The organism is Psychroserpens mesophilus, assembly GCF_050617655.1.
In the GTDB taxonomy this organism is placed as follows: Bacteria; Bacteroidota; Bacteroidia; order Flavobacteriales; family Flavobacteriaceae; genus Psychroserpens; species Psychroserpens mesophilus_A.
The window spans coordinates 455880-468387 of record NZ_JBODQC010000001.1; the positions used below are offsets into that span (position 1 = coordinate 455880).

Annotated in this window: 13 protein-coding genes; all 13 read left to right on the forward strand. The window is 33.5% G+C overall.

Features of this window, described 5'->3' with window-relative positions:
- Positions 1-51 precede the first annotated feature (51 nt).
- Positions 52-1524 carry a DUF5687 family protein gene (locus tag ACRHNM_RS02020; protein WP_431133133.1) on the forward strand — a complete coding sequence of 491 codons (1473 nt, stop codon included), beginning with the start codon at positions 52-54 and terminating at the stop codon, positions 1522-1524.
- 24 nt (positions 1525-1548) lie between these two features.
- Complete coding sequence (locus ACRHNM_RS02025) at positions 1549-2256, forward strand: ABC transporter ATP-binding protein (RefSeq protein ID WP_431133135.1); 708 nt, start codon at positions 1549-1551, stop codon at positions 2254-2256.
- Between the two features lie 208 nt (positions 2257-2464).
- Positions 2465-5014 (forward strand): tetratricopeptide repeat protein, encoded by a 2550-nt coding sequence (locus ACRHNM_RS02030; RefSeq protein WP_431133137.1) that lies wholly within the window; start codon positions 2465-2467, stop codon positions 5012-5014.
- A gap of 12 nt (positions 5015-5026) precedes the next feature.
- The gene (locus ACRHNM_RS02035; RefSeq protein ID WP_431133139.1) at positions 5027-5488 is read left to right on the forward strand and encodes a bactofilin family protein; all 462 of its coding nucleotides are present in this window, start codon (positions 5027-5029) and stop codon (positions 5486-5488) included.
- The gene (locus tag ACRHNM_RS02040; protein WP_431133142.1) at positions 5406-5678 is read left to right on the forward strand and encodes an AtpZ/AtpI family protein; all 273 of its coding nucleotides are present in this window, start codon (positions 5406-5408) and stop codon (positions 5676-5678) included. The genes ACRHNM_RS02035 and ACRHNM_RS02040 overlap by 83 nt, the downstream gene beginning before the upstream one ends.
- Positions 5679-6065: a DUF6168 family protein gene (locus ACRHNM_RS02045; RefSeq protein WP_431133144.1), complete on the forward strand. Its 387-nt coding sequence runs from the start codon at positions 5679-5681 to the stop codon at positions 6063-6065.
- 129 nt (positions 6066-6194) lie between these two features.
- Positions 6195-7304, forward strand: a complete 1110-nt coding sequence (atpB, locus tag ACRHNM_RS02050) for a F0F1 ATP synthase subunit A (RefSeq protein ID WP_431133146.1) — start codon at positions 6195-6197, stop codon at positions 7302-7304.
- A gap of 39 nt (positions 7305-7343) precedes the next feature.
- Positions 7344-7538 carry an ATP synthase F0 subunit C gene (gene atpE, locus ACRHNM_RS02055; RefSeq protein WP_008272393.1) on the forward strand — a complete coding sequence of 65 codons (195 nt, stop codon included), beginning with the start codon at positions 7344-7346 and terminating at the stop codon, positions 7536-7538.
- 82 nt (positions 7539-7620) lie between these two features.
- On the forward strand, positions 7621-8118 hold the full coding sequence (locus ACRHNM_RS02060) for a F0F1 ATP synthase subunit B (RefSeq protein WP_431133148.1): 498 nt from the start codon (positions 7621-7623) through the stop codon (positions 8116-8118).
- 6 nt (positions 8119-8124) lie between these two features.
- The gene (gene atpH, locus ACRHNM_RS02065; RefSeq protein WP_431133150.1) at positions 8125-8661 is read left to right on the forward strand and encodes an ATP synthase F1 subunit delta; all 537 of its coding nucleotides are present in this window, start codon (positions 8125-8127) and stop codon (positions 8659-8661) included.
- 60 nt (positions 8662-8721) lie between these two features.
- A complete protein-coding gene (gene atpA, locus ACRHNM_RS02070; protein WP_431133152.1) occupies positions 8722-10302 on the forward strand; it encodes a F0F1 ATP synthase subunit alpha in 1581 nt (526 codons plus the stop codon).
- A gap of 51 nt (positions 10303-10353) precedes the next feature.
- Entirely contained in the window at positions 10354-11214 is an 861-nt protein-coding gene (gene atpG / locus ACRHNM_RS02075) for an ATP synthase F1 subunit gamma (protein ID WP_431133154.1), read from the forward strand.
- Between the two features lie 79 nt (positions 11215-11293).
- A complete protein-coding gene (locus tag ACRHNM_RS02080; RefSeq protein ID WP_431133156.1) occupies positions 11294-12448 on the forward strand; it encodes a hypothetical protein in 1155 nt (384 codons plus the stop codon).
- The last annotated feature ends 60 nt before the right edge of the window (positions 12449-12508 follow it).

Sequence of the window (12508 nt, forward strand, 5' to 3'; positions counted from 1 at the left end):
ACGTTTTCTGCTACTATACTACATATATGAACAAACCCTTTTAACACAACCATGATCAAACATTTTATTCGTTTAGAATGGAAGCAATTTTTTAGAGCTTCTTATTTTCAAAAAGGAATAGCCATAAAAATCTTATTGGTTTTTGCTGCTTTAAATTTTGGTGGAGCTGCTTTAATGCTTGGAGTAGGCTTATTTTTTATTGCTAGAAAAGCATTTCCAGATATAGATCCAGTTGTTACAGTAAACAACTTTATAGTTTATTGGTTTTTGTTTGAAATGGTCTTTAGGTTTTTCATGCAGCAACTCCCTGTCATGAACGTCAAGCCATTAATGACAATTCCAATTAAACGAAATACGGTTATTCATTACTTATTAGGAAAAACCAGCTTTTCTTTTTTTAATTTTTTGGCCATTTTTCTCTTTTTACCATTTTGTGTAGTGCTTTTAGTTGAAGGTTATGCTGTGGTTAATGTATTGTGTTGGTTTTTGTCGATCGTGTTTTTAACGTTATCGGTTAATTATCTCAATTTTTTAATCAATAAAAATAATGCTGTTTTTTACATTATTGCAATTACACTTTTAGCACTTATAGGATTAGAATATTATGGCATATTTGCGATATCACAACCTATTGGAACTGCATTTAACACACTTTACAGTCAGCCATATTTAATCATTATCCCTTTATTATTGATGGTTGGATTGTACTATGTAAACTTTATTTATATCAGAAAAGGATTTTACTTAGATGATGCAGTGTCTAAAAAAATAAAAGAAGTTAATGCTAGCGATTTATCCTGGATGGATCGTTTTGGTAATGTAGCACCTTTCCTAAAAAATGATGTAAAACTAATTTGGAGAAATGCAAGGCCAAAACAAGTAATGATGATGTCTTTTATGTTTCTTTTTTACGGATTAATATTTTATACACAAGATGCCTATAAAGACATGCCAGCTTTTTTAGCATTTGCATCTATGTTTGTTACAGGAGGATTTTTGATGAGTTTCGGTCAACTAGTGCCATCTTGGGATAGTGAATATTATAAACTGCTAATGAGTCAAAATATTCCTTACAGACAATATCTGGAATCTAAATGGTATTTGATGGTATTTGCTGTTTCCATATCATTTGTTTTGAGCATTCCGTATTTATATTTTGGATGGAAAATCTTCGGAATGATAGCTGCTGGAGCAATTTTTAATGTAGGACTAAATTCATTTATCACCTTGTTTGGAGGTGCACTTAATAGAGTTCCTATTGAATTAAATGTGAAAGCAAAAGCATTTAGCAATACCAATGGCTTCAATCCAACGCAAATGCTTATTGCAATGCCTAAAATTTTACTGCCAATACTATTGTTTTACATTCCATACAAACTTATAAATTTTGAAGCAGGTTTAATCGCTATAGCCTTAAGTGGTGTTTTAGGGATTGTGTTTAAAAACCAGATTTTCGCATATATTGAAAAGATTTATCAAAAAGGAAAATATAAAACCATTGCAGCTTTTGCTGAAAAAAGTTAAATAGAAATTTAATCTCAACAAATCATGATAACGACATCAAACCTATCAAAAGCATATAACGACACAACCGTATTACATATCGAAAACCTTGAGATTCCAAAAGGGCAAAGTTTTGGATTAGTAGGCAATAATGGCGCAGGAAAAACAACGTATTTTAGTTTATTATTAGACCTAATTCAGCCAACAACAGGACACATTAAAAATAATAATGTTCTGGTTCATGAAAGTGAAGACTGGAAACCTTTCACCTCTTCCTTTATTGATGAAAGTTTCTTGATAGGTTATTTAACGGCTGAAGAATACTTTTACTTCATTGGTGAGCTTCGCGGACAAAATAAAGCTGACGTGGATGCTTTAGTGGCTCAGTTTTCAGATTTTTTTCATGGTGAAATTTTGAATCAAAAAAAATACCTACGCGATTTAAGTAAGGGAAACCAGAAAAAAGCAGGAATTGTTGCGGCACTTATCGGTAATCCTGAAGTTATTATTCTGGATGAACCCTTTGCTAATTTAGATCCAACCACTCAAATTAGACTCAAATCTATTATTAAAAACTTAGCCGAAAAGCAAGGTGTTACTGTGTTAATTTCGAGTCACGATTTACTTCATGTCACAGACGTTTGTGAGCGTATTGTGGTTTTAGAAAAAGGAGAAATCGTAAAAGATTTAGCAACAAGTACAGCAACGCTAAAAGAACTGGAAGCACATTTTTCAGGCTCTGAGCTGGTGTAAGGTGTTTTCTGTTAAGTTGTTTGTTGTTGAGGTGTAAAATTGATATTCAAAAGAGCGTTTTATTATTTTCCTATAAAAGTGAGCAACTATACAACTCCACAAAAAACACCACTACAACATACCGATAATTCAAAAAGATGCTTATTTTTACAGCATTACATAATATTTGTAGTCGTTTTTAGTTATACCTAAACCAAATACAACCACGTTGAATACATCGTTTAAAATCATTATTTCTATCTTTTGCGTGACCATTCTTGTTACTAGTTGTTCGCGTAAAAACGATACGTTTATAAATAGAAATTTTCACGCATTAGGAACCAAATATAACATTTTATATAACGGTTATATTGCTTTGGAACAAGGACGTGAAACTGTCGACAATGCTGCCACTGATAACTTTTGGGAGCTTTTGCCAGTGGAACGAATGCAGCTTGAGGAAGATGTGTTTCTGCCAGGACAAAGCAGAAATCAAGACTTCGAACGCGCTGAAGAAAAAGCCATAAAAGCTGTCCAGAAGCATGGTATGAACATTAAAGGTCGAGAGCACAATCCTCAAATTGATGAAGCTTACATACTTTTAGGTGAAGCACGTTATTTTGATCAACGTTTTGTACCTGCACTTGCTGCTTTTAATAAAATACTTAGTAGCTATCCTACAAGTGATAAAATTAACACAGCCAAAGTCTGGAGGGAAAAAACGAATATTAGATTAGAAAATAATGAATTGGCCCTCAAAAACTTAAAGCGTCTTTTAGACCAGGAGGAGTTAGAAGACCAAGATTTGGCAGATGCCACAGCAATGATGGCTCAGGCTTATATTAATATCAAGGCTAAAGATAGTGCCTTACCTCATTTAAAAGTTGCTGCCAAGCACACCAAAAAAAACAGAGAAAAAGCTCGCTACAATTTTATAATCGGACAACTACATAATGAGTTTGGATATAAAGATAGTGCCAACATAGCCTTTGATAAGGTTATAGATATGCATCGTAAAATCCCAAGACCATATTACGTAAATGCACATCTGGCAAAAGTGACAAACTTTGATATAAACACTGGTAATAAACTGGAATTTGAAGAATACCTAACAGATTTAGAAGAGAACCGTGAAAATCGTCCGTTTCTTGATAAAATATATTATCGTATCGCAGAATATCACAGAGCAAATGATTCAGATTCATTAGCTGTAGTATATTACAATAAGTCGCTTAGAACTAATACAGGAGATAAGCAATTAAAAGCGTTTGATTATACAACGCTTGGAGACATGAATTTCGATAAAGCTAATTATAGAGCTGCAGGTGCGTATTACGACAGTACGATGATTAATTTGAAGTTAAACTCAAAACCTTATAGAGTTATAAAAAGGAAACGAGAAAATCTAGATGATGTCATCTATTATGAAGAAGTTGCTCAGGTCAATGATAGTATTTTAAATTTAGTAAGTTTATCTGATGCTGATCGATTGGCAATTTTTACAGAATATACCAATGCCTTAAAAATCAAAGCAGAAGAAGAGCAAGAAAAGGCTGAGGCTGCAGAACGAATTAATTCCGGAATGGCAACAGTTGATAACAACAAAGTTGGTAAATCTCAAAGAGCTGATCCAAACGCTAAAAACGGAAAGCAAAACTTTTACTTCTACAATCAAACCACACTATCTTTTGGTAAAAATGAATTTGTTAAAATTTGGGGAGATCGTGAACTTAAAGACAATTGGAGACTTTCAAGTAGTGCTATAAACAAAGCTCAGAATTTAAAAGATGGTGCTATCATGGCTGATGCTTCAAATAGTGAATTATTTGAGCCAGAGTATTACATTTCACAGATTCCTACAGATCAAAAAGTTATAGATAGCATAAGTAAAGATCGAAATTTTGCATACTACCAATTAGGTTCTATTTACAAGGAAAAATTTAAAGAATATAGACTGGCTCAAGATAAATTAGAGAAATTACTCTTGAATAATCCAGAGGAGCGTTTAGTGCTTCCTTCAAAGTATAACCTATATAAAATATATGTTGAACTTGGTTTAGATGTTAAAGCAGAAGAGATGAAAAACGAAATCATCTCTAATCATCCAGATTCGAGATATGCTCAAATTTTATTAAATCCTTCTTCCGAATTTTCTAAGGATGAGAACAGTCCTGAGCGAATCTATGAAGGGCTTTATGAAAAATTCAATAATCAAGATTACGCTGAGGTAATTACTGAGGCAGAAGCTAATATTCTTAATTTTGAAGGCGACCCTATCGTTCCTAAATTTGAAATATTAAAAGCTTCAGCTAAAGGACGTTTGCTTGGTTTTGAAGCATACAAGGAAGGTGTCAATTACATTGCATTAACCTATCCAAATTCTGAAGAAGGGAAAAGAGCCGAAATTATAATCAATGAAGTCATCCCTGTCTTAGCTAATAAAGAATTTGTTGACAATAATGATGCGTCGCATTTTAATGTATTGTATCCTTTTGCTTCGAATGAAACCGACGAGATAGATGCTTTTGTCAAAAAATTAAATGATGCTGTTTCTAAGGTAACCTATTTTGATTTAACAACCTCTGTAGATGTCTATGATGCCAACACGGTTTTTGTGGTAGTTCACGGATTAAAAAGCGCAGAAGGTGCTTCTGGTTTTGCAGAAATACTAGAGGAGAATAAACACAAAATTGTTCGTGATTTCTATTCAATTTCATCGCCTAACTATGAAATTATTCAAAGACATAAAAACTTAAATGATTATTTAGCATCTCAATAAAACTTAAAACCTATGTTTTCTTCAGATAAAAAAACAGGAAAAATGGCAACAGAAACTATCTCACAACAAAACACTATTGCTAAAGGAACAACCATTACAGGTGATATTATAAGTGAAGGCGACTTTAGAATTGAAGGTTCGGTTCAAGGCAATATCAAAACACCAGGAAAAGTTGTTATTGGTAAAACCGGAATCATAAACGGAACTCTTAAAAGTGCTAATGCAGATATTGAAGGTAAATTTACCGGTAAATTATTTCTATCAGATACCTTGTCTTTAAAATCTTCTGCTCACGTTGAAGGCGAAGTCATTGTTGGAAAATTAGCAGTCGAACCTGGTGCCACATTTAATGCTACTTGCTCAATGAAAGGTGCTTTAAAAGAACTTAATAATGGCTCAAGAACAGGACAACAATCTACAATCCAAAGACCAGAACAAACAGGAGGACAACCAGAAAAAGGTCAGTCCGCTTAAACATGTCGCTATACTTTCAGGAATAGGCATCGAAATGGGTGTCATCATCTATGTCTTTGTTATGCTTGGAAAATGGCTCGATACTTCCTATAACGATAGTGGAAAACTTTTTGTTGTTATCTGTACGCTTCTAGGTATAGCAATTTCATTATTTGTCGTCGTAAAACAACTCAACCGAATTAAATATTAAATGAAAAACGCATTTACTTCATTCTCTGTAAAGCTTATTGTAATACTAATTATTGCTCTGGTAATTCATCTGTTCGCTTTGAACTTAAAATCATTGCCTGTTTATGAAAACAAAATTCTTTTAGCCTATATTGTTAATGGTGTGCTGGCAATATTGATTTTTGGTTTTCTCTTTAAAATGAAAGACAAGTACAAAGAGCAACTTGGGTTTTTATTTCTAGGAGGAAGCGTACTCAAATTTGTCGTTTTTTTTATTGTGTTTTATCCATTTTATAAAGCCGATGGCGTCATTTCCAAACTCGAGTTTGCTGCTTTTTTCGTGCCTTATATGTTGAGCCTAATTCTTGAGACTATGAGCCTGGCAAAATGGCTCAATAAAATGGAATAATTGCTTTCAATCTTCCCATTAAATCACCACCTGAAAATAAAGTTTAAAATTGTTTTTGTTTTTGAGATAAAAACCTACCTTTGCAGCGATTTTTAGGCCACTATTATTTTAAGTGATATGCAAAGAAAAATGACCGCAAGGACAATTACCTTATTACTATGTTTAGTTTCATTCGTTTCATTTGGTAAAACAGACGATGCTGCTAAAGGAGATAAAAAAACTGAAATTAAGGAATACATTCAACATCACTTGAAAGATTCTTACGACTTTAGTTTATTTTCATATACCAATGATGCTGGAGAACATGTGTATGTTGGAGCACCTCTTCCTGTTATTCTTTGGGACAATGGTTTAAAAGTGTTTTCGTCTTCAAGATTTCATCATGGAGAAACACTGGCTGAGGTTGATGGTAATTACTATAAACTATATCATAACAAAATTTATAAAACAGATGCTCAAGGCACTATCAACTATGATGAAGAGCATCACCCAACAAACGTTAAACCTTTAGATTTTTCAATTACCAAAAGCGTTGTAATGATAATCATTACAGGTTTACTAATGTTTTTATTGTTTAAAGGCTTAGCAAGATCTTATGCCAATAATGGAGGCATTGCAAAAGGATTTGGACGTTTCTTCGAGCCAATCGTATTGTACATTAGAGATGATATAGCGATTCCTAATATTGGAGAAAAGAAATATATGAAATACATGCCATTTTTGTTAACTGTATTTTTCTTTATCTGGTTTTTAAACATGTTTGGTTTAACACCTTTAGGAGTTAATGTTACAGGTAATTTAGCTGTAACGGCATCTTTAGCGATATTAACATTTTTATTGACGAATTTAACAGGAACAAAAGATTACTGGAAGCATATTTTTGACCCATTAGGAGATTCTATGCCTTGGTACGCTAAAGTCCCTCTATATATTATATTGATTCCTATTGAAGTTTTAGGAATTTTCATCAAGCCTTTTTCACTATTAATACGTCTATATGCAAACATGCAGGCTGGACATATTGTATTAATGAGTTTAATTGGTTTAATGTTTATTTTCAAAAGCTGGATTGGAAGCCCATTATCATTTGGTTTGGCTTTCGCAATTTCTCTTATTGAAATATTAGTAGCATTGCTACAAGCATATATTTTTACAATGTTGTCTGCGCTTTATTTTGGTTTTGCTGCAGAAACTCACGATCACGCTGAAGAGCATGATGGTGAGATACAACACTTGTAATTGTTTAATTTGAATGTTTAATTTTTAAATATATTTATTATGGAAATTCCAGTAATGGTAGGTGCAGGTTTAGTTGTAATCGGAGTTGGTATTGGTATTGGTAAAATTGGTGGTTCTGCTATGGAAGCGATCGCTCGTCAACCAGAATCTTACGGTAAAATCCAAACAGCTATGCTTATTGCAGCCGCTTTAATTGAAGGTATTGGATTTGCTGCTTTATTTGCAGTAAGCTAAAACACTTTGAAAAGTAGCCTTGTAACGGTTGGTTGCAAGGTTACTTTAATTAAAAATTAAATTGATATAACAGTTATATATTATGAATTTATTAGAAGATTTTTCGATAGGTCTATTTTTCTGGCAAACATTATTATTTGTGTTGTTATTACTTCTTTTAAAGAAGTATGCATGGAAACCAATGTTAAATGCAGTTAATGATAGAGAAGAAGGTATTAAAAATGCACTCGATTCTGCTGAAAAAGCAAAACGCGAGATGGAAAACCTTCAGGCAGATAATCAAAAGCTATTAAAAGAAGCCAGAGCAGAACGTGAAGCGATGCTTAAAGAAGCTCGCGATATCAAGAACAAAATGATTGAAGATGCTAAAGACCAGGCGAAAGAAGAAGCTGGTAAATTAGTGGCTCAGGCACAAGCGTCTATCGAAACTGAAAAGAAAGCAGCTATTGCCGAATTAAAATCGCAAGTTGCTAATCTTTCAATAGAAATTGCAGAAAAAGTAGTTCGTGAAGAACTTTCTAACAAAGACAAACAAATCAAATTGGTGGAGTCGATGTTAGGTGAAGCGACATTAAACTAAGCAACTATGTCAGGAACAAGAGCAGCAATACGTTACGCAAAAGCAGTTTTAAGCTTAGCCATTGATCAAAAGTCTGAAAAGACTGTTAATGACGACATGAAGCTAATCGCTAAAACGATCTCTGAACATACAGATTTAGACTTAGCCTTAAAAAATGCTATTGCTAAACAAGACACTAAAAAAGAGATTTTAAATCAGGTGTTTACAGATTTAAATCCATTAACATCAAAGCTATTTGATGTTTTAGTAGATAATAATAGAATTGATGCTGTAGCAGATGTGGCTCTAAAGTATAATGAGTTATATGAAGCTCATATCGGAAAAGAAAAAGCAACAGTAACCACTGCGGTTCCAATGACTGAAGATTTAGAAATCAAAGTGATGGCTAAAATCAAAGAATTGACCAGTAAATCTGTTGAATTACAAAATATTGTAGATGAAAACATTATTGGAGGTTTCATCTTACGTGTTGGAGATATTCAATACAACGCAAGTATAGCTAGTAAGCTAAACAAGTTAAAAAGAGAATTTACATTAAATTAATACAGTTTTATGTTGGCCTTTCACTAAAGGCTAACAGCTAAAAGCTAAAGACTAAATAAGATGGCAGAAGTAAAACCAGCTGAAATTTCAGCAATTTTAAAACAACAACTTTCAGGTTTTGAAGCAGGTGCTTCATTAGACGAAGTAGGAACAGTATTAACTGTTGGTGATGGTATCGTACGTGCTTACGGACTTTCAAATGCACAATACGGAGAATTAGTAGAATTCGATGGTGGTTTAGAAGGTATTGTACTTAACCTTGAAGAAGATAACGTAGGTATCGTATTGTTAGGTCCTTCAGTAGGTGTAAAAGAAGGGTCTACAGTAAAAAGAACCAATAAAATTGCATCTATTAATGTAGGTGAAGGAATTGTAGGACGTGTCGTTGATACATTAGGTACTCCAATTGATGGTAAAGGACCTATTGCTGGTGAAACTTACCAGATGCCATTAGAGCGTAAAGCTCCTGGTGTTATCTATCGTGAACCTGTAACTGAGCCATTACAAACAGGTATTAAGTCTATTGATGCTATGATTCCTGTAGGTAGAGGGCAACGTGAGTTGGTAATTGGTGACCGTCAAACTGGTAAAACAACAGTTTGTATTGATACCATCCTTAATCAAAAAGAATTTTATGATGCAGGTGAGCCTGTATATTGTATATATGTTGCTGTAGGTCAAAAAGCATCTACGGTAGCAAACATTGCTAAAGTATTAGAAGAAAGAGGCGCATTAGCGTATACAACAATTGTAGCAGCAAACGCTTCTGATCCTGCACCAATGCAAGTTTATGCACCAATGGCAGGAGCAGCAATTGGAGAGTACTTTAGAGATACTGGTCGTCCGGCTTTAATTATTTATGATGATTTATCTAAGCAAGCGGTTGCATATCGTGAGGTATCTTTATTATTACGTCGTCCACCAGGACGTGAAGCGTATCCAGGTGACGTTTTCTACTTACACTCAAGATTATTAGAGCGTTCTGCAAAAGTGATTAACGATGATAATATTGCTAAAGAGATGAACGATTTACCAGACAGCTTAAAGCCAATGGTAAAAGGAGGCGGTTCTTTAACAGCTTTACCAATCATTGAAACACAAGCAGGTGACGTTTCTGCCTATATTCCAACAAACGTAATTTCGATTACTGATGGACAAATTTTCTTGGATGGAGATTTATTTAACTCTGGTGTTCGTCCGGCAATTAACGTAGGTATTTCTGTATCTCGTGTTGGTGGTAACGCTCAGATTAAATCCATGAAAAAAGTTGCTGGTACATTAAAATTGGATCAGGCGCAATTCCGTGAATTGGAAGCATTTGCTAAGTTTGGTTCAGATTTAGATGCAGTTACTTTAAACGTAATTGAAAAAGGTAAACGTAACGTTGAAATCTTAAAGCAAGCTCAAAACGATCCATTTACAGTTGAAGATCAAATTGCAATTATTTACGCTGGATCTAAAAACTTATTAAGAGATGTTCCTGTTGAAAAAGTAAAAGAATTCGAAAGAGATTACTTAGAGTTCCTTAAAGCGAAGCACAACGATGTGTTAATGACTTTAAAAGCAGGTAAATTAACTGATGAAGTTACAGATACTTTAAGCGCTGTAGCTAAAGATTTATCAGGTAAGTATAGAGCATAATTAATAATCCTACTTTCTAACTAGAAAGTAGGATATTTTCATATTTTCAATATGGCAAACTTAAAAGAAATACGTAACAGAATATCATCGGTATCTTCAACCATGCAGATTACCAGTGCCATGAAAATGGTATCTGCTGCTAAATTGAAAAAGGCCCAAGATGCTATTACTGCAATGCGACCTTATTCAGATAAGTTGACTGAGCTTTTACAAGGTTTAAGTGCAACTTTAGATGCAGATTCAGGAAGCAAGTATTCAGATCAAAGAGCAGTTAAAAAAGTACTTTTAGTACCTATTACGTCTAACAGAGGTCTTGCAGGAGCGTTTAACTCTAACATCATTAAAGAGGTCACTAAATTAGCAACAGAAAAGTATGCTAATCAAGAAGTTTCTTATTTAGCGATTGGTAAGAAAGCGAACGATGCTTTCAAGAAAACCAATAAAGTAATTGCTAACAAAAGTGATGTGTATGACGATTTAACTTTTGATAACGTTGCTGAAATTGCTGAAATGCTCATGGAAAAGTTTGTTGAAGGCGAATTTGATAAAATCGAAATCGTTTACAATAAATTCAAAAATGCAGCTACTCAAATCGTAATGACTGAACAGTTTTTACCAATTGTTCCTTTTGAAAGTGATTCTAACGTGAGTCTAGATTACATTTTTGAGCCATCAAAGGCTGAAATTGTAGAACAATTAATTCCGAAGTCCTTAAAGACACAATTATTCAAAAGCATAAGAGATAGTTTTGCCAGTGAACATGGAGCACGAATGACAGCAATGCACAAAGCTACCGATAATGCTACTGAATTAAGAGATCAGTTGAAATTAACATATAACAAAGCTCGTCAGGCAGCAATTACTAATGAAATTTTAGAAATAGTTGGTGGTGCTGAGGCACTGAACAATTAAGATTATATTTTTATACTAAAAAACCTTACATGAAATGTGAGGTTTTTTTTATTTACATTTGTTAGTCTAAACAGTAATAATGAAAACAACTAAACAAATCTTAGGATTACTCGTATTATTTTTAATAATATCATGTGGAACAGATGGAACAGATGATTCAGAAACATTTTCTGATACTGGAGTAGTAGTACCACCTACGCTTTCAACTCTTTCTGCAACTAATATTACAGGAACTACAGTTACATTAGGTGGCAATATAATTAGCGAAGGAAGTAGTTCTGTAAATAACAGAGGTGTGTGTTGGAGTTTAAATGCTAACCCTACAACTTCAAATTATACAAGATATTCTGACGGAAGTGGTTTAGGAACTTATACAGTTGATATCGATGATTTAGAACCAAATACAACTTATCATGTAAGAGCTTTTGCCAATAATAATAGTAATAATACTGTTTATGGTAATGATATCACATTTACCACTGGAGATGTTGTAGACTTTGATTTCGATATTCCTAAAAATATTAACACAACCAGAGTCGATTTAACGGCTATTATTGAAAGTACTAGTTATGTTTCAAATAGAGGATTTGTTTTCGATACTTCACCTAATCCAACCATTGATAATATTACTGTTCAATTAGGTTATGGAGTAGGCGAGTATGGAGGACAAATAAACAATCTTAATCCTAATACGACATATTATGTTAGACCATATGCTAACACTAATTTCGGATATATTTATGGTAACCAACAGACTTTTAAAACCACAGGTTATTTTGGACCTGCAGGTGGTTATGTGGTTTTTGATAAAGGTGAATATTCTGAAGGATGGAGATATTTAGAAGCTTCTCCAGAACAATCCATTTTTAGTAACGAATGGGGTTGTGACAATACCTTTATTTCTAATACTTATGAGGATGTTGGAGCTGGTTTTGCCAATACAAATCAAATAATGAGTAATTGTAATGAGGCTAGTTTTGCTACTAGAACTGCCTATTTTTATAGTTATAATGGATATTCCGACTGGTTTTTACCCTCTAGATTAGAAGCGGTAATCGTATTAAGAAGCTTATCAGATTTAAATGCATTATATTTAAGTTCACATTGGACATCTACAGAAGTTAGTTCTGGTACTGCTTATAGAGTGATTTATGATTCTAGTAGTGGAGATATAACGTCTTATGTATCTGAAAAATACTATTCGTATGGATACGTCCCAATTAGAAGTTATTGATATTTAACTATATAAAAAAGCCTCACTGTAAGTGAGGCTTTTTTATGGCATTAAATTTGA